This is a genomic window from Leisingera sp. ANG-DT, assembly GCF_000813785.1.
Classification (GTDB): domain Bacteria; phylum Pseudomonadota; class Alphaproteobacteria; order Rhodobacterales; family Rhodobacteraceae; genus Leisingera.
In genome coordinates, this window is the sequence record NZ_JWLE01000010.1 from 88814 (window position 1) to 112664 (window position 23851).

Sequence of the window (23851 nt, forward strand, 5' to 3'; positions counted from 1 at the left end):
ACGGCAGCGCTGGCGCACCCGGCTCAACACAGGGTAATACTCCCGTGTTTAAGACAGGAAATTCACATGTTCAGAGATTCCGCCCTCTTCGAATTCCGCGGCCCCTTTGGCATTCCGGTACAGATCGGCAGCAGCATCATCTTCCTGGCGTTCCTGTTTCTGTCCGTGGGCGGAGACCCAGCCTATATTGCCTATGACATCGTCTTCCTTCTGATCCTGATCCTGTCCATCTTCCTGCATGAGCTGGGACATGCCTGGGGCTGCCGGGTGCAGGGCGTCAGTGTGCGCAGGATCATGATCTACGGCGGCGGCGGATTTTGCGAACACGACCCCGCCACCCGCAGCGAAGACGAGCTGATCGTCGCCATGGGGCCGATCGTTAACCTCGCGCTCTGGGCCATCTGCAGCCTGCTGGCCCCCTATGCCGCAAACCCGGACCTCTCCTGGGCGCTGGAAGCCGCGGCCGACGTCAATATCATCCTCGCCGTTCTCAACATGCTGCCAGTCATGCCGCTGGATGGCGGCCAGCTGTTCCAGCTGGCCCTGATGCGCATCCTGCCTGCGCCGCTTGCCACCCGGATTTGCGGCGGTGTCGGCCTGCTGATTGCTCTTGCCTGGATTCCGATGATGATCGCCTGCATGTATTACTTCGGCTTCTTTTTGCTGTTCTTTCCGCCAATTGCCCTGCACTGGCAGATGCTGCGGCTGGAGCGCTGAGCTGCCAGCCCCGGGGCTTATCCACAGCCCCTTGCGTCCCTCTTCCACCCGGCCCCAACACCTGCCATAATGGCGGCCAATCAACACCAAGGAAGAGCAGCTCCCGCACATGGCCGACGACCTCCTCAGCACGCCTGCATCGGAAACCTATGACGCGTCCTCCATCGAGGTTCTGGAAGGCCTCGAACCGGTCCGCCAGCGCCCCGGCATGTATATCGGCGGCACCGATGAACGCGCGCTGCACCACATGGTGGCGGAAATCCTCGACAACTCCATGGACGAGGCCGTCGCCGGCCACGCCAACCGGATCGAGGTGACGCTCCATTCCGATTACGCCGTCACCATCTCCGACAACGGCCGCGGCATCCCGATCGACCCGCACCCCAAGTTCCCGGACAAATCCGCGCTTGAGGTGATCCTCTGCACCCTGCACGCAGGCGGCAAATTCTCCGGCAAGGCCTATCAGACCTCCGGCGGGTTGCACGGCGTCGGCTCCTCGGTGGTGAACGCGCTGTCGGATTCCATGGTCGTTCAAGTGGCCAAAAACAAGGAGCTGTTCGAACAGCGCTTCTCCCGCGGCCTGCCCCTTGGCCCGGTTGAGAAAATCGGCGCCGCCCCCAACAAGCGCGGCACCTTCGTGACCTTCCACGCCGACGAGCAGATCTTCGGCCACCACCGCTTCAAGCCCAAGCGCCTGTTCACCCTGGTGCGCTCCAAGGCCTACCTGTTCTCCGGCGTCGAAATCCGCTGGAAGTCTGAGATCGACGACGGCGAAACCCCGACTGAGGCCACCTTCCACTTCCCCGGCGGCCTCAAGGACTACCTGACCGAAGTCCTCGGCAAATCCTCCGTCTACGCAGACCAGCCCTTTGCCGGCAAGGTCGAGTTCCGCGAGAAATTCGGCGAGCCGGGTTACGTGGAATGGGCGATCAACTGGACCCCCTCGCGCGACGGCTTCACCCAGTCCTACTGTAACACCGTCCCGACGCCCGAGGGCGGCACCCATGTGACCGGCTTCTGGGCCGCGATCCTCAAGGGCATCAAGGCTTACGGCGAACTGGTCAGCAACAAGAAGGCCGCCCAGATCACCCGCGACGACCTGATGGCGGGCGGCTGCGCGCTGGTCTCCTGCTTCATCGCCGACCCCGCCTTTGTCGGCCAGACCAAGGACCGCCTCTCGACCGAGGCCGCCTCCAAGATGGTGGAAAACTCGGTCCGCGACCATTTCGACAACTGGCTGGCCGCCGACACCAAATCGGCCGGCGCCATCCTCGACTTCCTGATCCTGCGCGCCGAGGAACGCCTGCGCCGCAAGCAGGAGAAGGAGACCCAGCGCAAATCCGCCACCAAGAAACTGCGCCTGCCCGGCAAGCTCACCGACTGCACGTCGAAAGACCGCTCCGGCACCGAGCTGTTCATCGTCGAGGGCGACTCGGCGGGCGGTTCCGGCAAGGGCGCCCGCAACCGCGTGAACCAGGCGCTGCTGCCTTTGAAGGGCAAGATCCTGAACGTCCTGGGCGCGGCCTCCAACAAGCTCGGCTCCAACGCCGAAATCAACGACCTCTGCGAGGCGCTTGGCGTCGGCCTTGGCACCAAGTTCAACCTCGACGATCTGCGCTATGACAAGATCATCATCATGACCGACGCGGACGTCGACGGCGCCCATATCGCCTCGCTCTTGATGACCTTCTTCTTCACCCAGATGCGCCCGCTCATTGACGGCGGCCACCTCTACCTCGCCTGCCCGCCGCTGTTCCGCCTGACCCAGGGCGCCAAGCGCGTCTACTGCCTGGACGAGGCAGAGCGCGACAAATGGCTGGAGAAGGGCCTGGGCGGCAAGGGCAAGATCGACGTCTCCCGCTTCAAGGGTCTTGGCGAAATGGACGCCAAAGACCTGAAGGAGACCACGATGGACCCCAAGACCCGCAAGCTGATCCGCGTCACCATCGACGAGGACGAGCCCGGCGAGACCGGCGACCTGGTCGAGCGCCTGATGGGCAAAAAACCCGAGCTCCGCTTCCAGTATATCCAGGAAAACGCGAAGTTCGTGGAGGAGCTGGATGTTTGACGAGGGCGGCGGATTTTCCGTCCTCGGGCATCACTACCGCCGTGTCACGGATTTGGACGAAAGGATTTGCGCAGGCGACATAATCCGCTTCTGCCCGCCGCTTGACCGTGACGCGGAATGGTACATGTTCGAGTTTCGAGCATCGTATGATGCCATGGTTCTGGTGAACTGGCTGGGCTACAAGGCAGGGCTGGAAAATGTGCTAGCCTTAGTTCGGAAGGACGATGTGGAAGGAAACATCCGCATGATACCGCTCCGCTGGTTCAAAGATAATTGGCGCTCCAGATTTATTGGTGAGAGTTCCTTCGAGAACGCCCAATTCTTCAAATATGCAAGAAAAGTAGGAACCTGATACGCTAACCGGCTGATGTCTTGCGTGGCATACACTCTTTGATTTTGAGGATATTGAAAATGCGGCTATTGAAAAAATCCTTCCCCTTCGTTGTAGGCTTGGTTTCGTATTTTGCTGTAAAAGCAATGTTCTTTGACACTGTGGCGGCAAAAGAGGTCGACCCAAGCCAGCTGGAACAGGCCTTGCTGCAAACCGAACAAGGTGAGATTTTCCAACTCGTCAAATCCGAGTTCCCGGTGGAATTTCAGGCCTTCATTCAAGAACTCGCTGCCGTGGCCAACCAGAAACATGCCAACAAGCGGCAGAGATCTCTTGCGGTCCAGTCCAAGAGCGGGGAGTTCACTGCCGGGCTGCGACGGAAACACGCCCATTATTTGCAGCAGGCTCCCGCACAGCTCTTGCGGGCACTGCAAATGAGCAAGCTCGAACTAATTCTCACGACACAGAATGATCCGGCCCTTTGCACCAGGATAGCGAGCCATGGCCCGGCAGGCTTCACTGAAAGCGAGCTGAACGAGAGACGAGTTGGTATCTTGGCAGAAACTTCGGTTTTGTTTTTCAAATCGATGGTAGCGGGCCGGGATCACCCGGCACAGCGAGCGCGGGCGACACAAGAAGACTATGCTGCAGTCCTCACGGAATGGGGTGAGCAACCGGATGTAACGTCCGGCATGTATGAGGCGCTGATGCAAAACGATCCAACAAGCGACGAGTTCTGCGCCAGCATGACAAGTTTCCAGCGTTTCGCCGCTTCGCTCAAAGGTCTCTCAGCTGAACGAGTTCTAGCTGATTTGTCTGCGGAAGCTGATTCAAACTGACGTTTGACACGCAGTTTCTGGTTAGAAGGCAGCCCCTCTGCCACCACAAGTTCAGGCACGGGCCGTGCGATTAACGCCTCATGATCAAGGGGAACACCATCCCCATTCACCTTCCCATAAACTCCCGCCCCCTGCCCCGGCAGGCGGCTTTGCCGCCGAGAGGGGAGGCATCCCACCGCTAGGTCTGCGACTGCCTGGGCTGGCGCGAATGCGCCTGTCCGTTTTGCCGGAGGCAAACCTCCGGTTTGACGGGCAGGCAGGCGCAGACCGGGCCGCAACCGGCACTTTCCAAAACTAAGAAAGGTGCAGGCGGCGGGGCCTCCCACCCGGCAGTGCCGGAAACCCCGCATGGCGCTCCGGCCCGAACGGGCCGTGCTACGGCCGGGAGAATATCACCGTGTCACGCCTGCCATTTCTCCCTAGGCCGCGCCGCACCACCCATCAAGGGCGTTGCGCCAAACCCCAATCCACCGCACGCCCCGCTTGCGCCCCCTTAACCCCGCTCTGCCATACTCCAATGCGTCGCGACACACCGGTGCGGACTGACACCCCGCATCAACAGGAGATACGGGAGCCCCCAAGACCACCTCTTCATCGGGTGCAGGGGTTCTCCGCAGAACGAGAGCTTTCGAGCGGACATGGGGGCTTGCGATCCCCTGCCCGGCCCTCCGCCTCCGGCCCCTCCGGGGTCCTTGGCGGCGCCGCCACCTCTTCACCGGCCAGCCCATCACGGCCACACAAGCAAAACGGCCCAACGGCCCCAGATAGACAGACGGACACACACACCCGGACAGGGACCCACTCCCATCCGGCCAAAGCCGCGCATCCGGTGACAGCTTCGTGAGGGCTGTTGCCTGAAACCGCTTTCCCTTCTTATGGTTAGGCCAGCCAATCACAGCAGGGAAACAGCCATGGCCTTCATCGCGGACAACCAGCTGCCCCTGCTCCTGCTGTTCTTCTTTGCAGGGCTGATCGGCACCGCCTTCCTGTTCCGCAAACCGGCGGGCCACCGCGCCTGGAAACTGGCGGACCTGGTCTGGGTCGTTCTCGGCGGCTTTGGCGCGCTGGTTGCGGTGATCTCCGGCATCTACGCCGCAGATAGCTCCCGGCTCGAACGCCAGATCGACATCGCCTATGCCGCCACCGCGGCCTTTGACCGCGACGCCGCCCGCTTCCGCCTGCGCTTCTGCGATCCTGCCTATGACGCCGACATCGCGGTGCTGTGTGAAAAGGTCGAATTCCTCTCCGCGTCTACAGCGGGCAACGCCGAGCTGCCGCTGTTCATCGCGGTGACGGATGAGGTCGCGCCGCTGCAGGGCCTCAGCTTCCTGTTCGGCAGCACCCGCACTGAGATGGACGAGGTGAAGGACATGGAAGCCAAGGCCAGCGCCTTCGACCCGGAAGCCTTCCTGGTCTTTACCGCGCTTGACGCCCCGACACAGGCCGCCGTCGACACCATGCGCCGCAAGGTCCCCGCCATTGCCGGCGATTTCCTGATCATCGCCCGCGCCTATGACGGCCTGATCGCCCATGTGTCGAAACTGAAGGAGGAATGGGAATACCTGCAGGACAACGCCCATATCCTGGTGCTGCAGATCATCGCGCTCTGCCTCGTCAGCTTCGCCGCCCCCTTCCGCCTCGGCAAATCCATTGTCGAGCTGCGCGCGCGCCGCTAACCTGACCAGACCCCAACAGGACCCGCCCATGCGCAGCTTTGACGAGATCTACGCCATTTCCGCAGACCGCCACGGCGGCCCCGTCGCGCTGGAGGAAAAACTCTCCAAACCCGACCCCAAGGTGACAGAGCTGCCGGAGGACCGCTGGCTCGCCACCATGACCAAATGCATCTTCCAGGCGGGTTTCAACTGGAAAGTGATCGAGGCCAAATGGGACGGGTTCGAGGAGGTTTTCCACGGCTTCGACCCCGGCCCCTGCGCCTTTATGCCAGAGGACGAGTTTGACCAGATCCTCAGCGACACCCGCGTGGTCCGGAACGGCGCCAAACTGGCAACAGTGCGCGCCAACGCCGCCTTCCTGATGGAGCTGCGCGATCAGGGCGGCGCGGGCAAGGTGCTGGGCGGCTGGCCCTCATCCGACTACATCAGCCTCTTGGACATGCTGAAAAAACGCGGCGCCCGCCTCGGCGGCAACACCGGCCAATACGCCATGCGCTTTGTCGGCCGCGACAGTTTCATCCTCAGCCAGGACGTCACTGCGCGCCTGATCGCCGAAGGCGTGATCGACAAACCCGCAACCTCCAAGACCGCTCTGAAAGCGGTGCAATCCGCCTTCAACACCTGGATGGACCAATCCGGCCGCTCCCTCACCGAAATCAGCCGCGTTCTGGCGATGAGCTGCTGAGGCAAAGCCGCATATGATCCGCTGCCTGCTCCTCGCCCTGCTGTTTCTCTCTGCCTGCGGACGCCCGCTGACGGAAACCGAACGCGCCTATCTGGACACCCTGCACGGCACCAGCCTCAACGCAAACAAGGTCCGCATCGTCGAGGGCGCACCGCTCGGCGCCGTCACCTTCCGCCGCATGCCGCGCCCGCGCGTCACCTGCCGCGAACGCATCCTGCCGCCGGTGAAGGAAGAGATCGTCACCTCCAAACCCGCCGCCGTGGCGCTGTTCAACCGCATCTTCTTCACCCGCGACTGGTACGTGGATAACTACCTGCCGGAATACCCGGAGCGGCTGCACCTGGTGGAGGCGATGCTGCTGGCGCATGAGGTCACCCATGTGTGGCAATGGCAGAACCGCCGCCAGACCGGTTATTCCCCCTTGCGCGCCGCGGCAGAGCACGGCCAGGACCGCGACCCCTATCTGTTCGACCTGGAGGGCGACCCGGACTTCGGCACCTACGGGTTTGAACAGCAGGGCGCCATTGTCGAGGAATACGTCTGCTGCCGCGCCCTCGCGCCGCAGGCCGCCCGCACCAGGCGCCTGCACGACATGCTGGCCGCCGCAATGCCGGTCAGCCCGCTGCCGCAAAGCCGCGAAAGCGCGGTCTACCTGCCTTGGAAGGACGCCGAACTGAACGGCATCTGCGACTGACCTGCTGAACCGCGGTGATAGATCGATTTTTCAGGGCGGGAAATCGCGCCGGATTCCGATGCTGCGCCGCAACGTAGGGGTTGTCTTCGCAGAGAGTTTCCGGCCACAAATCCGCCAAGCAAACTGCAGGAGCCGCGCCATGACCCAATACGCCCTCATCATGCTGGCCGCGGGCCTTGGCATTCCGGTGCTGGCGGCTCTGAACGCGGCACTCGGCAAGCTGATCGGCTCCCCCGCCTCTGCCGCCGTGGTGCTGTTCCTGATCGCGCTGATTGCCACCAGCCTCTACGCGCTGATCGCCGGCCCGCAGGCGCTGGCGCGCATTCCATCGGCCCCCAAGCACCTGCTGCTGGCCGGCGTTCTGGTCGCCTTCTATGTCCTGTCGATCACCTATGTCGCGCCGCATTTCGGCGTCGGCAACGCGGTGTTCTTCGTGCTGATCGGCCAGCTGATCTCTGCCGCCGCCATCGACCATTTCGGCCTGTTCGGCGCCCAGGTCAGCCCGCTGACCCTGACCCGCGCGGCCGGCATTTCGGTGATGGCGCTGGGGGTCTGGATCACCCAGATGGCCTGACGCCTGCACCGGCAGTCTTCGCGTCCCAGGGAGGCTCAGGTGCGAAGCCGGAAATCCACGGAGCTTGCCGCAGTGCCAATTCCGCAGCGCCGTGCCTTTGCCCTGCACTAACGCCGGCGTTAGGAGTGGCGCGGAGAATTATGTTTTTATTGAGAAATTATTATGGCAGACCCCAAACAGCTGCAGCAACTTCCCCGCATTCTCGTCTATGGCGTGACCGGCGGGCTGGCGGGAACATTGATCGCGCCCCAGGTGCTGCCGCTCGTCTTCCCGAACGGAAAACCCAGCGGCTGGCCGGACGGCCTGATTGTCCTTCTGGCCTCTCTCTTCATGCTTGGCGGGATGCTGGCCGGTATCTGGCTCAGCGGCGCCGTTGCTGCCAAGCGGCCGGCAGTCGCAACGGCCCGCTCGAAACGGTCCCTGCTTTGGCGCATTCCCGCGTTGGCTGTTTTCCTCTTGGTGATGCTGGCGGCGAACACACTCGTGGCGACGCGCCTGACGGTTTCCCTGACAGGTGCAAAGCCGGAAACAGCCGCACCGTTACAGAAACAACTGCCGCCAGGGTTGCTGTAGCGATCCTAGCCCGCCACCTTCTTCACAAATTGCGACTTCAGCCCGATCGGCCCGACGCCGGGCACCTTGCAATCGATGTCGTGATCGCCGTCCACCAGCCGGATGCCGCGCACCTTGGTGCCGACCTTGATCACCGATGACGTGCCCTTCAGCTTCAGGTCCTTGATCACCGTCACCGTGTCGCCGTCCTGCAAGACGTTGCCGACACTGTCGCGCACCTCCTTGGCGTCGCCCGCGGCCTCCCCCGCGGCCCATTCATGGGCGCATTCGGGGCAGATCAGCAGAGCATCCACCTGATAGGTGTAGGCAGAGGCGCATTCGGGGCACGGCGGCAGGGTATCAGTCATACACCGCCAATAGCCGGGAACCCCGCGCAACACCAGAGACAGATCCGCCGCCCGGCTCCCATTGTGCTATACTGCTTTGCACCAGCGAAAGGCGGGATCATGACCGGCAAGGTGGAAACACACTACGGCGGCAGCAGCAATCTGGCAGAGCAGATCGCCAATGACCTGCGCGCCAAGGGGCTGGAGCCCGCGGAGCTCACCCCCGCCGATTTCGAGGCGCTGGATGAATTCCACTTCCGCGGCCGCGCCGCAACGCTGGAGCTCGCCGCGCAGATGCGGCTGTCGGCGCAATCCAAAGTGCTCGACATCGGCTCAGGCCTTGGCGGTGTCTCCCGCACCCTTGCGGAAACCGCGGGTTGCCATGTCACCGGCCTCGACCTGACGCCGGAGCTGTGCGCCGCGGCGGCAGAGATTTCGAACTGGCTGGGCCTCGCGGGCAAAACAGACTTCCAGCAAGGCGATGCCACAGATCTGCCCTATGCAGACAACAGCTTTGACGCCGCGATCACCGTGCATGTGGCAATGAACATTCCCGCCAAACACCGGATGTATGCCGAAGCCCGCCGCGTGCTGCGGCCCGGCGGGGTGTTTGCCGTCTATGACATTCTTCAGGGTGAAGGCGGCGAAATGATCTTCCCGGCGCCTTGGGCAGCCGAACCATCAATCAGCCATCTGGCCACGCCGAAGGAGATGGAGACCCTGTTGCGCGGCGCCGGCTTCAAGCTGCTGGACAGCATTGAATCCACCGCCGAAAGCCTGCGCTGGCTGGAGGAGCGCACCGCCAGCACTGGACCGCCGCCGCCAGTGCCGATCACCACCCGGCTGCTGTTCGGCGACGGGTTCAGGGAGATGGTGCAGAACCAGCTGCGCGCCCTGCGCGAGCGCCGCATGCTGACCTGGAGTTTTCTCTGCGAGGCTTAATCCGTTTTGCCGCTGACCTTGATATTGCCCTGCAGCTGGGCGCCGTTCTCAGTCGACATGGTCTGCGCCGAGACATCCGCCTGCACCCGCGAACTGGCCGCCAGACGCAGGTCCTCGCATTGGATCTTGCCGCTGTAGGCGCCTTCCACAGTCACCGATTTCGCACTCAGCGCCCCATCCACGGTGCCGCCTTCCAGCACCGTCACCGCCAGCGCCGACACATCACCGACAACCCGGCCCCGGACCTCGACGTTGCCCTTGCTGGAGGTGATGTTGCCTTCAACCGTCACATCTTTCTCGATTACCGAATTCACCACGTCTCAGCCCTTTCTGCGCAACCCCGGACAGCCTAACCCGCCCGGGCCAATTTGAATAGCTGATAGCAAACAGCTGTCCAAGGGCCAAAGCCGCACCTTCTCCGCCGGCAAGGTTCCGCCGCCTTGCCCGCCGGCGGCCCTGCGGCTAGGCTCCACAGCAGCTGATTTTCATGACGGAGTTTTTCTGATGGCCTGGTCCGAAATTGCCGCGTTTGCCTTTGTCGCGGCTCTTCTGGTGATGTCGCCCGGCCCCAATGGGTTCCTGATTGCCAAGACCGTCCCCGCCTCCGGCCGCGGCGCGGGGTTTTCCAATATCGCAGGTTTCGTAGCGGCCTTTTTCCTGCATGGCGCGCTCTCGATCCTGGGACTGTCGATCATCCTGGTGAAATCGGCCACCGCCTTTGCCATCGTGAAATACCTCGGCGCGGCGTATCTCTGCTGGATCGGCATCAAGGCCCTGATTGCAGCATTCAACGGCGTGGACCCGGTCGCCCGCGCCACCCCGGCCAAGCGCCGCCGGACCCTGGCACGGGCCTTTGGCGAAGGCTTCCTGACCAACGCTCTGAACCCCAAGGTGTCGATGTTTTACCTCGCCGCCTTCCCGCAATTTATCACCGCGGGCGAGACGCCTGTGGCCTCTGCCTTCCTACTGGTGGCGCTGCACGCGGCGATTGCTGCGCTCTGGTTCGGCGCCATGGTTCTGCTGTTCACCCGCTTGACAGTGGCGGCCGGCAGCGCCGGCTTCCAGCGCTGGCTGAAGGGGATCACGGGCTTAGTGTTCATCGGATTCGGACTGAAACTGGCGAGCTTCCGTCCAAGCGTCTGACCGCGCCTGTTCCACCTGCGGGACCGTCTGCCACGTCCGACACCACCATCACTGGAACCATACTTGGCTAGAGTGAACCAGGGCTACAGATCGGCTCAGATATCCAGTACCAGCCATTCAGACTGCGGAAATCTCAGCCGGTTCATAGCAAACGACATCAACTGTGTGGTCCAGCGTGTTGATCTGATAGTGCGTCAACTCACCTGGGTAATCAGCGGACGCCCAAGTGGACTTCCTGACAAAATCCAAGAAAAACGAAGTCGTGAATTTTCTAATCCAGTTCCCTTCGAACGTCTCATCCGCGCTGTTCTGAGCAAACTGCTCTTCTGTAACCGCATAAGACACAAAATTTTTAAATTCAAACACATAGGACGGGCTGATGGTTTGCTCCTCAATACTGCGCAAGCCACTTATCCCAGCGACATCTGCAGCCTCGCCGCCGATCGTTCCGGCGCAAATTGTCACCCGCAACAAGGTTGCGGATGTCTGATCAATCTTTACGGTCAGCGGATACTGCCATTTGTTAATTTCATGGATCTCAGCCTGAGACACATCATTGAATATCGGCAATCACCTGTCTCCCTCAGCCTGAGAACCCTATCCGGTTTCAACTGCCTCTGGCTCATTTCCTCTTATGGCGCACCCAACCTGCCCGCCTAAACCGGCACCAGCAGCCCGTTCTCCAGCTTCACCTGCCGGTCCATCCGCGCTGCCAGCTCCAAGTTGTGGGTGGCAATCAGCGCCGACAGGCCAGTGCCGCGCACCAGCTCCATCAGCGCCGCAAACACCTGGTCGGAGGTTGCGGGGTCGAGGTTGCCGGTCGGCTCATCCGCCAAAAGCACCCGCGGAGCGTTGGCCAGCGCCCGGCAGAAGGCGACCCGCTGCTGCTCGCCCCCCGACAGCGCCGCCGGGCGGTGGTCTGCGCGGCCTGCCAGCCCCACGGTGCCCAGAAGCTGCGCCGCCCGCGCCACCGCTGCCTTCTGTCCGGCGCCATTGGCCAGCTGCGGCAGCACGATGTTTTCCAGCGCCGAAAACTCCGGCAGCAGGTGGTGGAACTGGTAGACAAAGCCGACTTCCTGACGGCGCACGCGGGTGCGGCGGCGGTCGCCCTTGCGGGTCACATCCTCGCCGGCCACCCGTACCTCACCCGCGTCCGGCGTATCCAGCAGCCCCGCGATATGCAGCAAGGTCGACTTGCCCGCGCCCGACGGCGCCACCAGCGCCACAACCTCGCCTGCCTGCAGGCTCAGGTCGGCACCGCGCAGCACATCCACCTGCCCCGGCGTGCCGGTGAGGTAGGATTTGGTGATCCCTTTCAGCTCCAGCGTGATCTCACTCATAGCGCAGCGCCTCCACCGGGTTGAGGCGCGCCGCGCGGCGAGCCGGGAAAATGGTCACGAAGAACGACAGCCCCAGCGACAGCGCCGTGGCCGAAACCACATCCGCCAGCCGCAACTCAGCGGGCAGCGCATAGATGCCGCGGATCGACGGGTCCCAGACACCGCCGCCCATGACGTAGTTCACGAATGAAAAGATCGGATCGATATAAAGCGCAAACAGGCAGCCCAGCACCACACCGCAAACAGTGCCGATGACGCCGGTGAAGGCGCCGCAGATGAAGAACACCCGCATCACCGAGCCTTCGCTGAGGCCGATGGTGCGCAGGATGCCAATGTCTCGCCCCTTATTCTTGACCAGCATAATGAGGCCGGAGACGATGTTCATTGCCGCAATAAGCACCAGGATCGACAGGATGATGAACATCACATTGTCCTCCACCTCCAGCGCGCGCAGGAAGCCGCCAGAGGCATCGCGCCAAGTCCAGACCCCCGCAACACCCCCCGCTGCAGTCAGGATCGGCAGGGCGATTTCCTCTACGTTTTCAGGATCTTCGACCATGACTTCAATCTCGTCCGCCACGCCTTCGCGGTTGAAGAAACTCTGTGCCTCGGCAAAGGGCAGATAGACACGGGTGCGGTCGATATCCCAGCGACCGGCGGTGAAGACATAGACCACCTCATAGGCGTTGACCCGCGGGCTGGTGCCAAAGGCGGTCTTGACGCCATTGGGGGAGATCAGCTTGATCTTGTCCCCCACAGTGACCCCCAGCTCCCGCGCCACGCCGGAGCCGATGGCGATGCCCTCCTCAAACCGCGCGAGGTCGCCGATGGCCTCTTCGCTTTGGGCGACGCCGGGGATGCCCTGGATGTCCGCGGCAGAGATGCCGAACACCTCGACGCCTGCATTGCGGTCGCGCAGGTTGGCCATCACCTGCCCCTTGACCAGCGGCGCAGCCCGGGTGACGCCGGGCACTGCAGCGACGGTCTCGGCCAGCGCCTCATAATCCTTGAGGGAGCGGTCCAGCACCCCCGCCTCATTCACCTCGCCATAGGAATAGACGGTGACATGCGCGTTGGCGCCCAGGATGGTGCCGACAAACTCTGAACGGAAGCCGGAGCGCACCGCCAGCGTGGCAATCAGCGCAAACACCGCCAGGGTGATGCCGATGAGGCTGATCCAGGTCATCACGCTGACCCCGCCCTCGGCCTTGCGGGCGCGCAAGTAGCGCCAGGCGATGATCCATTCGAAACGGGAAAACGGCGGTGGTGTGGTGGCCATGTAAGGGGTCCTGCCCGGAAATTTTGCCTGCAAACTGTGCTGCCTTACGCCCGGGGTCAAGGTGCGGTTGCAGAACTGGCCGATAATCCGCCGGCCGCTGCAGGCTTCTGGCGTGCGCTGGTCTGTGCAATCGTTGGAAGCGCACAGCAGGAACACGGGAGGCCACAATGCCATTGATTGACATTCACGTTCTGGAAGGGGTGTTTACCGAAGAGGAAAAGCACCAGCTGATCCGGGAAACAGCAAAGGCCTTTGGCACCGTTGCCGGTCAGGTCATGCAGGACAATACTTCGGTCCGCATACACGAGGTGAGAAGCGGCCATTGGGGCGGCGCGGACACCGTCTGGACCACCGAAAAGGCGCTTGCCCTCAAGCATGGCGGCTGACCCACGCCGCCTGGCGTCACTGCATCGTGACCTGCCGCATATGCCCATTGCCTTGCATTCACCCGGTGCTAAGGCTTTATCAGGCGGGTTCCGGTTTTAATGGGTAAAAAACGATGGACAGGTACTTCAAACGCGCGCTGCCGCATCCTTCGCTGCGCACGGTGATCATGGCCGGGCTCGGCGCGTTTCTGGCCATTGCGGCGCTGTCGCTGATGACCACCCACGCCAACCTACTGCTGCTGATTGCGCCTTTCGGCGCCAGCTGCGTGCTGTTGTTCTCGGTTCCCGCCAGCCCGCTGTCGCAGCCCGCGCATGTGGTCGGCGGCCATGTGCTGGCCACCGCGGTTGCGCTGGCGCTGAACGCGCTGCTGCCCGACACCTGGTGGGCGCTGGCGCTGGCCGTTGGCCTTTCTATTGCCCTGATGGCAGCACTGCGGCTGACCCATCCGCCCGCAGGCGCCGACCCGCTGGTGGTCTTTGCCACCGATCCCGGTGTCTCCTTCCTGCTGTTCCCGGTGCTGACCGGGGCCGTGGCGCTGGTGGCGATTGCCGCCCTGTTCCACCGGTTCTCAGGCCACGAATACCCGCTGAAACACGGCTGATCGGAACTTGCGTCAGAGCGCCAGCATCGCCGCCACAGGGACCCGCAGCGCCTGGCCAAGGGCGCGCGAGTCCGCCGCCTCCAGATGGTAGCCATCGGCGGCAGAGGCCCGCGCCACCTGGCCTGCATCAAAAAAGCCGCAGCCAAGCCGGTCTGCCAGCGCCTCGATCACGTCTGCCAGCATCTCTGACTGTTCGACCATCGCCGGGGTCACATCCGAGGTCTCGCACAGCGTCACTGGCGGCGGCGAGACCAGCAGCACCTGCGGCGCTGTTGCTCCGGGCATCCGCCAGGGGTGGTGGCGGATGATCTCCACCAGCCGCTCCAGCCCGTCGCGGATCAGATGGTTGGGGCGGGTCTCGTAGATCTCATTGGTGCCCAGCATGATCACCACCAGATCCAGCGGCGCGTGGCTGTGCAGCAGCATCGGCAGCACCGCATCGCCGCGCATCTCCGCACAGGCCGAGTTGCGCGCGTGAACCGTGGTGCGCCCGCGCAAGCCTTCGGCAAAGACGGCGGCTTTCGTCAGCCCTTCGCCCAGCGCCACCGGCCAGCGGTCGTCATAGGGGTGCCGCCCGCCGGTGTGCGGGTCGCTGCCCCAGGTCAGGCTGTCGCCAAAAGCCAGGATCTGTTTCATGCCGTATCCTCCCGTTTCCGGCACCCTGCGGCGGACGGCGGGTTCGGGCAAGGGAAATGACAGCCCCCCGCGCGCCGGGGCTAGTTGCCGCGCACCGCCTCTGCCATTGCAGCATAGGAGCCTTCCAGCTCCGCTGCCGCGGGCCTCGGGTCCGGCACCTGGTCCGGTGCCGCCAGCCCGGCTGCCCTGACAATGGTGTTGATGAAACTGAACATGCCGCAGACCTCCACCACCTCATAAAGCGCCGCCTCGCTCCAGCCCGCGCTGGTGGCCGCGGCAAAGGCCTGCGTGATGTCCTCCGCCTCTCCCGTGTGCAACGCACCGGCATAGTCCAGCAAGGGCCGGATGCGGTCCTGTGTTGTTGCCACGGGGCCGCAGAACACCTCAGAAAACAAGCTGTGGAAATGGACGCAATAGGCCACACCGTTCAGGCCGGAGACATGCGCGGCTATTGCCTCGCGCTCGCCCCGTGTCAGAACACCGCTGGCGCACATGATGCGGTCCAGCAAGCACAGCAGCTGTTCGGAGTTCTGCGGAAAGGAGGACAGCACATGGGTCAGCCCGCTGTCTGCTTCGATACCGCTGAAATTGGCCATGCCTGCTCTGCCCCCGCTGCTGTTCAGGGCGAGGCTAGCAGCCGGGCCGCCCTCTGTCAGCGCCCTGCACGGCAAAGGAAAACCCCGCCAGCTTTCGCCAGCGGGGCTGTTCGCTTCAAACTTGCGGCCTGGCTCAGAAGCCGCGCCCTGTGGGGTGCGCCTTGTAGACCTCGACCACTTTCTTGACCGCCTCTTCCGGTGACAGCTCCTCGCTCTCGCCAGTGCGGCGGGAGGTCAGTTCCACCACGCCGTTTTTCAGCCCGCGCGGGCCGACGGTGATGCGCCAGGGCAGGCCGATCAGGTCCATTGTGGCGAACTTGCCGCCCGCACGTTCGTTGCGGTCATCATAGAGCGGGTCCAGACCGGCGGCGGTCAGCGCCGCATAAAGCTGGTTGCAGGCCGCATCCGCCTCGTCGTCGCCCTGCTTGAGGTTGACGATGCCGCAGTGGAACGGGGTCACGCCCTCGGGCCAGATGATGCCCTTGTCGTCGTGGCTGGCCTCGATGATCGCACCCAGGAGGCGCGAGACGCCGATGCCGTGGGAGCCCATGTGGACCGGCACGTTCTTGCCGTCGGGACCCTGCACGGTGGCACCCATCGCATCGGAATACTTGGTGCCGAAATAGAAAATCTGGCCGACCTCGATACCGCGGGCGACCCGGCGGCGCTCCTCGGGGATCTGGTTGAACAGCGCCTCGTCGTGGGTCTCGTCGGTGCGGGCGTATTTGGAGGTGAACTCCTCCAGCACGCTCTGGCACTGCTCGACGCTGTCATAATCGATCTCGCGGTCGCCGAAGGTGAGATCGGTGACGGCGCTGTCATAGAACACCTCGGACTCGCCGGTGTCGGCCAGCACCAGAAATTCATGGGTGTCATCGCCGCCGATCGGGCCGCTGTCGGCGCGCATCGGGATCGCCTGAAGCCCCATCCGCTCATAGGTGCGCAGATAGCTGACCAGGTGGCGGTTGTAGGCGTGCAGCGCGTCCTCTTTGGTGAGGTCGAAGTTGTAGCCGTCCTTCATATAGAATTCGCGGCCGCGCATCACGCCGAAACGCGGGCGGATCTCGTCGCGGAACTTCCACTGGATCTGGTACATGGTCAGCGGCAGGTCCTTGTAGCTGCTGACATGGGCGCGGAAGATGTCGGTGATCAGCTCTTCGGCGGTGGGGGTGAACAGCATGTCGCGGTCATGCCGGTCCTTCACCCGCAGCATCTCCTGCCCGTAAGCCTCATAGCGGCCCGACTCGCGCCACAGGTCGGCGGACTGCATGGTCGGCATCTGCATCGGGATGTGGCCCGCGCGGATCTGCTCGTCATGCACGATGCTTTCGATCTTCTTCAGCACCTTGAAGCCCAAGGGCAGCCAGGAATAGATCCCGGCGGCGGATTGCTTGATCATCCCGGCGCGCAGCATCAGCCGGTGGCTGACGATCTGGGCTTCCGAGGGGTTCTCTTTCAGAACCGGCAGAAAATAGCGGGACAGGCGCATCTTGGCTCCATCGGTGATATGGGTTCGAGTTCCCGCCCGGTTTAGTGGGTGATGGGGATGCGGGCAAGGGTGGAGAGAATGCCCGCAATAAAGAACTTGCGGCATTCCGGCAGGGCTCAGTCTTGAATACCCAATAGTTCTGTTACTACACCGGTCGCATAAACTTTGCGGCCCGCGACGCAGTAGAAATTTGTCCCAACTGAAATGCGCTGACGGTGGTAGCTAACCATCTCCCTGACAACGATAGTCATGAGCGCGTCCTTTATTCCTGAGAGGGGTTCGGTATCAGGGAACGGAACTCCATCTTCATCCAAAAAAATCGGATGGATCATGTAGATTTCATCAGTTGGGCTATCTTCCCCATATCTGAAGTCCCATCGAAGTTTGTTGAAGGCAGGGACAGAGCTCCCGCCCTGTTCTGCGGTCAGAATGGAGATTTCGGCCTTAAAATCAGGCTCATGTGAAAGGAGTTTGTACATGGCCGGCAGGCTATGAGAGACAGAAACACGTTGCAAGATCAGCCCGGTTCATCCTCGAGAACGCCAGACCAAAACCAAGTAGCTAATACTGCAAATGGCCCGGGCCTGACCTTGGGCGGGCGCGAATGCGCCAGACCGGGGGGAAGGTCAGGCGCAGGCCGTGCGGCTGACGCCACACGTCCCAAAAGAAAACCACGGGCGCCGGAACGCCCGCAGAAGTTTCACCTAGGCTTTGCCGTAGCCTTACATCTTCGCCCGCTCGGCCCGCAGCGCCAGCCACAGGCAGTAGCACATCATCAGCACCACCAGCGTGAACGGGATGCCGGTTGAGACCGCCGCGCCCTGCAGCGCTGACAGTCCGCCGCCGAGCAGGAGTGCAATCGCGACCAGCCCCTCCAGCGTGCACCAGAACACCCGCTGGATCACCGGGGCGTCCATCTTGCCGCCTGCGGTGATGGTGTCGATCACCAGTGAGCCCGAGTCCGATGAGGTCACAAAGAAGATCACGATCAGCACGAGAGAGATGGGTGCGACGATCGAGTACAAAGGCAGCTCCTTCAGGAAGCCGAACAGCGCGCCCTCGGGCTTGTAGCTGTCGATCACTGTCGCCTTGACGCCCTCGGCGCCGCCGGCGTTCAGCATGTCGATGGCGCCGCCGCCAAAGGTCGACATCCACAGCGCGCAAACCGCCGTGGGTGCGATCAATGCACAGAGCACGAACTCGCGCACCGTGCGGCCCTTGGAAATGCGGGCGATGAACATGCCGACAAAAGGCGACCAGGCAATCCACCAGGCCCAATAGAAGGTCGTCCAGCCGTGGAAGTAGCTGGTGTCCTCGCGCCCGAACGGGTTGGAGAGCGCCGGAAGCAGCTGAACATAGTCCACCATCACACTGAAATAACGGGCAATTGCGGTGCCGATGCCGGTCACAAGGATCACAAAGATGAACAGCGCCACCGCCATCACCATGTTGATTTCCGACAGCCGTTTGACACCGGCATCCATGCCCATCAGCACCGAGCCCAGCGCAATCGCGGTGATGCCGATGATCAAGAGCACGACAACCGTCGGGCTGGGTTCGATCCCGAACACCTCATAAAGGCCGGCCGCAACCTGCTGCGCGCCAAGGCCTAAGGAGGTGGTCAGCCCGAACAGCGTGGCAAAGACCGCCAGCGTATCAATGGCGTGGCCCCACCAGCCCCAGACCCGCTCGCCCAGGATCGGGTAAAACGCCGAGCGCAGGGTCAGCGGCAGATCGAGGTTGTAGCAGAAGATCGCCAGCGACAGGCCGACAGCGGCATAAACCGCCCAGCCCTCCAGCCCCCAGTGGTGTATGGTGCCGACAATGCCGATGTACTCATTGCCCGGCTCGTTGATGTCGATCCCCAGCGGCCGCGCCGCGCCGCCTTCTGAGAAGTTGTAGTAGACCGGCTCAAGCACGCCGAAGAACAAGAGGCCGATACCAATGCCGGCCGCGAACATCATCGCAATCCACCCGGCATAGGAATAATCCGGCTTGGCATCCTTGCCGCCGATCCGGACAGAGCCGACCGGCAGGACGATCAGCGCCAGGCAGAACAGGGTGATGGCGTCCACCGACAGGACCAGAAACCAGTCGAAGGTGCTGGTCAGCCAGGGCCGCAGCCAGCCGAAGAAGGCCGCCGCCGCCTCCTGGTTGGCAAGCGCAATCAGCACGAAAGCGGCGATCAGGATACTGGAAATCAGGAAGACAGGATTATGGATGTCCAGGCCGAACGGCCGGATGTTGTCCTGTCCCAGCTCATACTCTGTCTCGAAGTCCCAGACCCTCGGGTCGGGATCGAGCATTTTCTTTGTTTCAGGCATGACGCCTCCCCTTGTACTCGTTAACTCTCCTGCAAGTGTCGCATTAAATTCGGAAATCTCCTAATTTGCGCCGCAAACCCTCCCTGGGGCCGGTATGCGCCCTGCTCTCAGCATGATGTCGCTTTTGCCGCATTCTGGCGCAAAGGAACTTGAATCGCCGTTCAAGATTCGAAAGTGTTAGCGGAAACGCCAAACAGGGCGGCACGACTTAGGGAGAGAGACGTGGCCAAAACCATTACTGAGCCGGCACGGGAAATTCCGGTCATCCATGAAACCGAAGTGCTGGTGGTTGGCTCCGGCCCCGGCGGGCTGGCAGCGGCGCTGGCGGCAGCGCGGGCGGGCGTCGAGGTCACGCTCATGGACCGTTTCGGCTGTTTCGGCGGCAACATCACCACCGTGGGCGTCGAGGGCTTTGCCTGGTACCGGCACGAAGAGACGGTGGAGGCCCATGGCATCGGCTGGGAGTTCGAGGAACGCGCCAAGGCAATGGGCGCGGCGGTGCCGGAAAGCCAGTCGCTGTCCTATGAGCTGGACAGCGAGGGCTTCAAGCTGGTCGCTGATAAGCTGGTCGAGGAAGCCGGCATCCACCCGATGCTGCACCGGGTGTTTGTGGCCCCGATCCGCGAGGGCAGCCGGATCACCGGCGTGATCGTCGAAAGCAAGGCAGGCCGCGAGGCTGTGCTGGCAAAACGGGTGATCGACGCGACGGGGGATGCGGACATTGCCCATATGATGGGCGCGCCTTGCATCAAGACCCCGGTGGAGCAGATGCAGGCGGCCAGCGTGATGTTCAACATCGCCGGCGTCGACAAGCAGAAGTTCATGGAAGGTGTGAAGGCCGATCCGCAGACCTATGCCAATTGGTCGACCGGCGAATGGCAGGTGGAGACCTCAGGGAAAGAGGATGAGATGTTCTCCCCCTTCCTGGCCAAACCGTTTTCACAGGCCATCCGCGACGGAGTGATCCCGGCGCATCTGAACACCATCGGCGGTACCTGGGGCGCGGTGCATGACAGCGGTGAGATGACCTATATGAACCTGGTGCATCTGGCGGGCATCGACGGCACCAACCCCGACAGCATGACCCGCGGCGAGATCGAGGGCCGCAAACAGGCGATGCACGCGATTGAGGCCCTGCGCGCCTATACGCCGGGCTGCGAAGGCGCGCGTCTGCGGAACTTCGGCATGACCATCGGCATCCGCGACACCCGCAAGATCGACGCGCATCACAACATCACCGAGGACGAGACCCGGCATCAGGGCCGGTTCGAGGACACCATCGGCATCTACCCGGAGTTCATCGACGGCTACGGCGTGCTGATCCTGCCCACCACCGGGCGCTACATGCAGATCCCCTACCGGTCGATGCTGCCCAAGGGGGTTCAGGGCCTTCTGGTGACCGGCCGCGCCATCGGCGGCGACCGGATCGCCCATGCTGCCACCCGCAACATGGCCTGCTGCGCCGTGGCGGGACAAGGCGCAGGCATTGCTGCGGCGCTGTCGGTCAAATCGGGCTGCGAGTTCGACGCGGTGGATATCTCCGCGGTGCAGGCAGAGCTGAAGCGCCAGGGGGTGCGGATCCATTGACCCAAGCCATCCCCACCATCGACATCACGCCGCTGCGCGAGGCGGGCCATCCCCGGCGGCAGGAAACGGTTGCCGCGATTCTGACTGCAGCGGAGGATATCGGGTTCCTGTCGATCACCGGCACCGGTGTCGCGCAGGAGAGTGTGGAGGCCGTGCGCGGCGCGGTGAGGGCGATCTTTGCCGTGGATGAGAAATCCAAGTGGGGTCAGGCAATTACGCGGGAGAATTACCGCGGCTACATCCCGATGGGGTTCTTCACACCAAACGATGGCAGCGGCACGGCGGACAAATACGAGGGTTATAAACTGCACCATGAGGTGGCGGCAGGTGATCCCATCCGCGCCGCCTGTCCGCTCTATGGCCCCAACCGCTGGCCGCTTGAGGTGCCCGAGGCGCAAGAGGTGATCCTGGATTACTGGGCGCAGCTGGACGGCGTCTTTCACCTGCTGCTGGGCGCGCTGGCAGAGGGGCTGGGGCTGGACCCGGCGGCGTTTCAGGACCCGTTTGATGCGCCGCTGACCAACATGTCCCTGCTGCACTACCCGCCGCAGGCGCCGGAGGAGGAAGGGTTCGGCATCCACCCGCATAAGGACACCGACGCGCTGACCATCATTGCGCCGGACCCGGTGGGCGGTCTGGAGGTACAGACAAGGGACGGCGGCTGGATCACCCCCGACTGCCCGCCCGGCGGCTTTGTGGTGAACATCGGCGACATGCTGGAGCTGTGGTCCGGCGGGCGGCTGGTCTCCACCCCGCACCGGGTGGTGAACAAAAGCGGGAGGGAGCGCTACTCCTTCCCCTATTTCGCGGTGCCGCGCCATGACGTGGTGGTGCAGCCGCTGCTGCCGCCGGTTGAAGGCTTCGACCGGCCTTCGGTGCATTGCGGCCATTGGTCGGCGGAGATCTGGCGCACCAACTGGCCGGATGAGAACGCGGGCGAAGACACGCCTGAGCTGGGCACGATCCACAGCTGAAGGAACGCCCCGCCCCACAGGGGGCGGAGCGCCCGCCCACACTGAGAGGGCGGGCGCTGCCCAGCCTGCGGCCGGGCGCAACATTTCCCCCACTTGCCCCCGGCCTTTTCCGCCTTATCCCCGCCTTGCCCACAGGGGAATCGCCCTGCCCCCTTGCAAGCCCCTGCCCCATCAGGAAAGACTGGCGCCAGGAACCTGATGCAAACGGACCAGAGGCGGCACGCGGACCATGGCCTTACCGGCAAAACAGCAGCTGAAATACTGGGGCATTGCCGCCATCGTCTTTGCGGTGGTGATGTGGGCGCTTGGCAATGTGCTGATGCCCTTCATCCTCGGCGCCGCCATCGCCTATATGATTGACCCGGTTGCCGACCGGCTGGAGGCCTGGGGCATGAGCCGCACTGGCGCCACCGCCACGATCACGGTGGGCACGCTGCTGATCTTCCTGCTGCTGCTGGTGGTCGTGGTGCCGACGCTGATTGCGCAGATGATCGACCTGGCCCAGGTGCTGCCGCAGCTGGTGCGCGACGCACGCACCTTTGCGATTGAGCATTTCCCCTCGATCTTCGAGGAGAACAGCCGCATTCACCAAGCGGTGACCTCCTTTGCGCAGACGCTGCAATCACGCGCGGTGGAGGTGCTGCAATCGGTGCTGGGCGGGGCAGCGTCCTTCCTCAACATCGTGATCCTGCTGGTGATCGTGCCGGTAGTGGCGGTCTATCTGCTCTTGGACTGGGACCGCATGGTCGCCCGCATTGATGAGCTCTTGCCGCGCGACCATCAGCCGGTGATCCGCCGCATCGCCGGCGAGATTGACGCGGTGCTGGCGTCCTTCATCCGCGGCATGGGCACCGTCTGCCTGATCCTTGGCACCTATTACGCGGTGGCGCTGATGCTGGTGGGGCTGAACTTTGGCCTTGCCGTCGGCTTCATCGCCGGGCTGGTCACCTTTATCCCCTATCTCGGCGCCCTGATCGGCGGCGCGCTGGCCATTGGCCTGGCGCTGTTCCAGTTCTGGGGCGACTGGGTGTCGATCGGGCTGGTTGCCGCGGTCTTTGCCATCGGCCAGGTGGCAGAGGGCAACTTCCTGACCCCCAAGCTGGTGGGCGGCTCTGTCGGCCTGCACCCGGTGTGGCTGCTGCTGGCATTGTCGGTGTTCGGGGCGCTGTTCGGCTTTGTCGGCATGCTGGTTGCCGTGCCTGTCGCCGCGGCGCTGGGGGTGATCGCCCGCTTCCTGACCGAACAGTACCTGGACAGCCGCCTGTATCAGGGCCAGAGCCATCCCACTGCTGTCAAGCGGGACGCGGGCGCGGAGTAAACCGATGGCACAGCAGCTGAGCTTTGATCTCCCGGCGAAACCGGCGCTGGGGCGGGAGGATTTCTTTGTCGCGCCTTCCAACGCGATGGCCGTCGCCCTGCTGGACCCGCAGTTTGCCTGGCCCAGCGGCAAGCTGGTGCTGACCGGCCCCAAGGGCGCGGGCAAGACCCATCTGGCGCATGTCTGGGCCAGCCAGACCGCCGCCCGCATCCTCCCCGCCGCAGGCCTGAGCGAACAGATGGTGCCGGAGCTGGCGCAAGGCCCGGTGGTGGTCGAGGACGTCCCGCAGATCGCGGATGATCCAGAGCAGCAGAACGCCCTGTTCCATCTGCATAATCTGGTGCTGGCGCAGGGCCATTCGCTGGTGATGACCGGGCGCGGCGCGCCGAACCTCTGGGGGCTGACGCTGCCCGACCTGCAAAGCCGGGTGCAGGCCGCCACCCATGCCGAACTGCAGCCGCCCGACGACCAGCTGCTGGCGGTGGTGCTGGCCAAGCTGTTCAACGACCGCCAGATCACCCCGAAACCGGATGTGATTCCCTATCTGGTGGCGCATATGGACCGCTCCTTTGCCGCCGCGGCGCAGATCGTGCGGCGGCTGGACCAGCTGTCGCTGGCGGAAAAACGCAGCCTGACCCGCCCCCTGGCGGTGCGGGCGCTGTCTGAAGTGCGCGAAGAGGCCGCAGAAAATGACGCATCCGCAAGCGGTTGACCGTTGCCCGCCCATGCCCCATCCTGACCGCGGATCGCAA

Annotated in this window: 27 protein-coding genes; 17 read left to right on the top strand and 10 right to left on the bottom strand. The window is 63.3% G+C overall.

Annotated elements, in window-relative coordinates:
* Nucleotides 1-66: 66 nt before the first annotated feature.
* From RA21_RS11240 to RA21_RS11280, 9 genes are all read left to right on the top strand, one after another.
* Nucleotides 67-717 carry a site-2 protease family protein gene (locus RA21_RS11240; RefSeq protein ID WP_039148857.1) on the top strand — a complete coding sequence of 217 codons (651 nt, stop codon included), beginning with the start codon at nt 67-69 and terminating at the stop codon, nt 715-717.
* Nucleotides 718-826: 109 nt separating this feature from the next.
* On the top strand, nt 827-2785 hold the full coding sequence (parE, locus tag RA21_RS11245) for a DNA topoisomerase IV subunit B (protein ID WP_039148860.1): 1959 nt from the start codon (nt 827-829) through the stop codon (nt 2783-2785).
* A complete protein-coding gene (locus RA21_RS11250) occupies nt 2778-3137 on the top strand; it encodes a hypothetical protein (RefSeq protein WP_039148862.1) in 360 nt (119 codons plus the stop codon). Before parE ends, RA21_RS11250 begins: the two co-directional genes overlap by 8 nt.
* Before the next feature lie 59 nt (nt 3138-3196).
* A complete protein-coding gene (locus RA21_RS11255) occupies nt 3197-3955 on the top strand; it encodes a hypothetical protein (RefSeq protein ID WP_152610534.1) in 759 nt (252 codons plus the stop codon).
* Nucleotides 3956-4866: 911 nt separating this feature from the next.
* On the top strand, nt 4867-5631 hold the full coding sequence (locus RA21_RS11260) for a hypothetical protein (RefSeq protein WP_039148867.1): 765 nt from the start codon (nt 4867-4869) through the stop codon (nt 5629-5631).
* Nucleotides 5632-5659: 28 nt separating this feature from the next.
* On the top strand, nt 5660-6316 hold the full coding sequence (locus tag RA21_RS11265) for a DNA-3-methyladenine glycosylase I (RefSeq protein ID WP_039148869.1): 657 nt from the start codon (nt 5660-5662) through the stop codon (nt 6314-6316).
* A 13-nt stretch (nt 6317-6329) separates the two neighbouring features.
* Nucleotides 6330-7010, top strand: coding sequence for a hypothetical protein (locus RA21_RS11270; RefSeq protein ID WP_039148872.1), 681 nt, complete (start codon nt 6330-6332; stop codon nt 7008-7010).
* A 139-nt stretch (nt 7011-7149) separates the two neighbouring features.
* Nucleotides 7150-7584 carry a DMT family transporter gene (locus RA21_RS11275; RefSeq protein WP_019295651.1) on the top strand — a complete coding sequence of 145 codons (435 nt, stop codon included), beginning with the start codon at nt 7150-7152 and terminating at the stop codon, nt 7582-7584.
* A 162-nt stretch (nt 7585-7746) separates the two neighbouring features.
* Nucleotides 7747-8157 carry a hypothetical protein gene (locus tag RA21_RS11280; RefSeq protein ID WP_039148874.1) on the top strand — a complete coding sequence of 137 codons (411 nt, stop codon included), beginning with the start codon at nt 7747-7749 and terminating at the stop codon, nt 8155-8157.
* 5 nt (nt 8158-8162) lie between these two features.
* Here RA21_RS11280 and RA21_RS11285 read toward each other — a convergent pair whose 3' ends face one another.
* A complete protein-coding gene (locus tag RA21_RS11285; RefSeq protein WP_039148876.1) occupies nt 8163-8504 on the bottom strand; it encodes a zinc ribbon domain-containing protein YjdM in 342 nt (113 codons plus the stop codon).
* 99 nt (nt 8505-8603) lie between these two features.
* Here RA21_RS11285 and RA21_RS11290 point away from each other — a divergent pair, with 99 nt between their 5' ends.
* Nucleotides 8604-9425: a class I SAM-dependent methyltransferase gene (locus RA21_RS11290; protein WP_039148878.1), complete on the top strand. Its 822-nt coding sequence runs from the start codon at nt 8604-8606 to the stop codon at nt 9423-9425.
* Here the strand turns inward: RA21_RS11290 and RA21_RS11295 are convergent.
* Complete coding sequence (locus RA21_RS11295; protein ID WP_039148881.1) at nt 9422-9742, bottom strand: bactofilin family protein; 321 nt, start codon at nt 9740-9742, stop codon at nt 9422-9424. The genes RA21_RS11290 and RA21_RS11295 overlap by 4 nt on opposite strands.
* 187 nt (nt 9743-9929) lie before the next feature.
* On the opposite strand from RA21_RS11295, the gene RA21_RS11300 reads away from it, so the two are divergent.
* A complete protein-coding gene (locus RA21_RS11300; RefSeq protein WP_039148884.1) occupies nt 9930-10568 on the top strand; it encodes a LysE family translocator in 639 nt (212 codons plus the stop codon).
* Between the two features lie 117 nt (nt 10569-10685).
* On the opposite strand, the gene RA21_RS21980 is transcribed toward RA21_RS11300, so the two are convergent.
* The 3 genes from RA21_RS21980 to RA21_RS11315 form a co-directional block, all read right to left on the bottom strand.
* Nucleotides 10686-11138, bottom strand: coding sequence for a hypothetical protein (locus RA21_RS21980; protein WP_152610535.1), 453 nt, complete (start codon nt 11136-11138; stop codon nt 10686-10688).
* Between the two features lie 86 nt (nt 11139-11224).
* Nucleotides 11225-11908, bottom strand: coding sequence for an ABC transporter ATP-binding protein (locus RA21_RS11310; RefSeq protein WP_039148888.1), 684 nt, complete (start codon nt 11906-11908; stop codon nt 11225-11227).
* On the bottom strand, nt 11901-13187 hold the full coding sequence (locus RA21_RS11315; RefSeq protein ID WP_039148891.1) for a lipoprotein-releasing ABC transporter permease subunit: 1287 nt from the start codon (nt 13185-13187) through the stop codon (nt 11901-11903). Before RA21_RS11315 ends, RA21_RS11310 begins: the two co-directional genes overlap by 8 nt.
* Before the next feature lie 167 nt (nt 13188-13354).
* On the opposite strand from RA21_RS11315, the gene RA21_RS11320 reads away from it, so the two are divergent.
* Nucleotides 13355-13573: a tautomerase family protein gene (locus RA21_RS11320; RefSeq protein WP_019295658.1), complete on the top strand. Its 219-nt coding sequence runs from the start codon at nt 13355-13357 to the stop codon at nt 13571-13573.
* Nucleotides 13574-13686: 113 nt separating this feature from the next.
* On the top strand, nt 13687-14175 hold the full coding sequence (locus tag RA21_RS11325) for an HPP family protein (protein ID WP_039148894.1): 489 nt from the start codon (nt 13687-13689) through the stop codon (nt 14173-14175).
* Nucleotides 14176-14187: 12 nt separating this feature from the next.
* Here the strand turns inward: RA21_RS11325 and RA21_RS11330 are convergent, their stop codons facing one another.
* From RA21_RS11330 to RA21_RS11350, 5 genes are all read right to left on the bottom strand, one after another.
* Nucleotides 14188-14811: a GDSL-type esterase/lipase family protein gene (locus RA21_RS11330; protein WP_039149121.1), complete on the bottom strand. Its 624-nt coding sequence runs from the start codon at nt 14809-14811 to the stop codon at nt 14188-14190.
* 80 nt (nt 14812-14891) lie between these two features.
* Nucleotides 14892-15407: a carboxymuconolactone decarboxylase family protein gene (locus RA21_RS21985; RefSeq protein WP_019295661.1), complete on the bottom strand. Its 516-nt coding sequence runs from the start codon at nt 15405-15407 to the stop codon at nt 14892-14894.
* Nucleotides 15408-15540: 133 nt separating this feature from the next.
* Nucleotides 15541-16896, bottom strand: a complete 1356-nt coding sequence (gene proS / locus RA21_RS11340; protein WP_039148897.1) for a proline--tRNA ligase — start codon at nt 16894-16896, stop codon at nt 15541-15543.
* A gap of 116 nt (nt 16897-17012) precedes the next feature.
* A complete protein-coding gene (locus RA21_RS11345) occupies nt 17013-17375 on the bottom strand; it encodes a hypothetical protein (RefSeq protein ID WP_019295663.1) in 363 nt (120 codons plus the stop codon).
* Nucleotides 17376-17618: 243 nt separating this feature from the next.
* Complete coding sequence (locus RA21_RS11350) at nt 17619-19220, bottom strand: BCCT family transporter (RefSeq protein ID WP_019295664.1); 1602 nt, start codon at nt 19218-19220, stop codon at nt 17619-17621.
* A 222-nt stretch (nt 19221-19442) separates the two neighbouring features.
* Between RA21_RS11350 and RA21_RS11355 the strand changes: the two genes are divergently transcribed.
* The 4 genes from RA21_RS11355 to RA21_RS11370 all read left to right on the top strand — a co-directional run bounded on the left by RA21_RS11355 (nt 19443) and on the right by RA21_RS11370 (nt 23811).
* Complete coding sequence (locus tag RA21_RS11355; protein ID WP_039148900.1) at nt 19443-20807, top strand: FAD-dependent oxidoreductase; 1365 nt, start codon at nt 19443-19445, stop codon at nt 20805-20807.
* Entirely contained in the window at nt 20804-21781 is a 978-nt protein-coding gene (locus RA21_RS11360) for an isopenicillin N synthase family dioxygenase (protein ID WP_039148903.1), read from the top strand. The genes RA21_RS11355 and RA21_RS11360 overlap by 4 nt, the downstream gene beginning before the upstream one ends.
* A gap of 229 nt (nt 21782-22010) precedes the next feature.
* Nucleotides 22011-23099 carry an AI-2E family transporter gene (locus RA21_RS11365; protein WP_019295667.1) on the top strand — a complete coding sequence of 363 codons (1089 nt, stop codon included), beginning with the start codon at nt 22011-22013 and terminating at the stop codon, nt 23097-23099.
* 4 nt (nt 23100-23103) lie between these two features.
* Nucleotides 23104-23811 (top strand): HdaA/DnaA family protein, encoded by a 708-nt coding sequence (locus RA21_RS11370; protein ID WP_039148906.1) that lies wholly within the window; start codon nt 23104-23106, stop codon nt 23809-23811.
* The last annotated feature ends 40 nt before the right edge of the window (nt 23812-23851 follow it).

What these genes read in the sequence shown, in the direction of transcription:
- RA21_RS11240 (WP_039148857.1), top strand. Translation starts at nt 67, where the DNA reads ATGTTCAGAGATTCCGCCCTCTTCGAATTCCGCGGCCCCTTTGGCATT.
- parE (WP_039148860.1), top strand. Translation starts at nt 827, where the DNA reads ATGGCCGACGACCTCCTCAGCACGCCTGCATCGGAAACCTATGACGCG.
- RA21_RS11250 (WP_039148862.1), top strand. Translation starts at nt 2,778, where the DNA reads ATGTTTGACGAGGGCGGCGGATTTTCCGTCCTCGGGCATCACTACCGC.
- RA21_RS11255 (WP_152610534.1), top strand. Translation starts at nt 3,197, where the DNA reads ATGCGGCTATTGAAAAAATCCTTCCCCTTCGTTGTAGGCTTGGTTTCG.
- RA21_RS11260 (WP_039148867.1), top strand. Translation starts at nt 4,867, where the DNA reads ATGGCCTTCATCGCGGACAACCAGCTGCCCCTGCTCCTGCTGTTCTTC.
- RA21_RS11265 (WP_039148869.1), top strand. Translation starts at nt 5,660, where the DNA reads ATGCGCAGCTTTGACGAGATCTACGCCATTTCCGCAGACCGCCACGGC.
- RA21_RS11270 (WP_039148872.1), top strand. Translation starts at nt 6,330, where the DNA reads ATGATCCGCTGCCTGCTCCTCGCCCTGCTGTTTCTCTCTGCCTGCGGA.
- RA21_RS11275 (WP_019295651.1), top strand. Translation starts at nt 7,150, where the DNA reads ATGACCCAATACGCCCTCATCATGCTGGCCGCGGGCCTTGGCATTCCG.
- RA21_RS11280 (WP_039148874.1), top strand. Translation starts at nt 7,747, where the DNA reads ATGGCAGACCCCAAACAGCTGCAGCAACTTCCCCGCATTCTCGTCTAT.
- RA21_RS11285 (WP_039148876.1), bottom strand. Translation starts at nt 8,504, where the DNA reads ATGACTGATACCCTGCCGCCGTGCCCCGAATGCGCCTCTGCCTACACC.
- RA21_RS11290 (WP_039148878.1), top strand. Translation starts at nt 8,604, where the DNA reads ATGACCGGCAAGGTGGAAACACACTACGGCGGCAGCAGCAATCTGGCA.
- RA21_RS11300 (WP_039148884.1), top strand. Translation starts at nt 9,930, where the DNA reads ATGGCCTGGTCCGAAATTGCCGCGTTTGCCTTTGTCGCGGCTCTTCTG.
- RA21_RS11310 (WP_039148888.1), bottom strand. Translation starts at nt 11,908, where the DNA reads ATGAGTGAGATCACGCTGGAGCTGAAAGGGATCACCAAATCCTACCTC.
- RA21_RS11315 (WP_039148891.1), bottom strand. Translation starts at nt 13,187, where the DNA reads ATGGCCACCACACCACCGCCGTTTTCCCGTTTCGAATGGATCATCGCC.
- RA21_RS11320 (WP_019295658.1), top strand. Translation starts at nt 13,355, where the DNA reads ATGCCATTGATTGACATTCACGTTCTGGAAGGGGTGTTTACCGAAGAG.
- RA21_RS11325 (WP_039148894.1), top strand. Translation starts at nt 13,687, where the DNA reads ATGGACAGGTACTTCAAACGCGCGCTGCCGCATCCTTCGCTGCGCACG.
- RA21_RS11330 (WP_039149121.1), bottom strand. Translation starts at nt 14,811, where the DNA reads ATGAAACAGATCCTGGCTTTTGGCGACAGCCTGACCTGGGGCAGCGAC.
- RA21_RS21985 (WP_019295661.1), bottom strand. Translation starts at nt 15,407, where the DNA reads ATGGCCAATTTCAGCGGTATCGAAGCAGACAGCGGGCTGACCCATGTG.
- proS (WP_039148897.1), bottom strand. Translation starts at nt 16,896, where the DNA reads ATGCGCCTGTCCCGCTATTTTCTGCCGGTTCTGAAAGAGAACCCCTCG.
- RA21_RS11345 (WP_019295663.1), bottom strand. Translation starts at nt 17,375, where the DNA reads ATGTACAAACTCCTTTCACATGAGCCTGATTTTAAGGCCGAAATCTCC.
- RA21_RS11350 (WP_019295664.1), bottom strand. Translation starts at nt 19,220, where the DNA reads ATGCCTGAAACAAAGAAAATGCTCGATCCCGACCCGAGGGTCTGGGAC.
- RA21_RS11365 (WP_019295667.1), top strand. Translation starts at nt 22,011, where the DNA reads ATGGCCTTACCGGCAAAACAGCAGCTGAAATACTGGGGCATTGCCGCC.
- RA21_RS11370 (WP_039148906.1), top strand. Translation starts at nt 23,104, where the DNA reads ATGGCACAGCAGCTGAGCTTTGATCTCCCGGCGAAACCGGCGCTGGGG.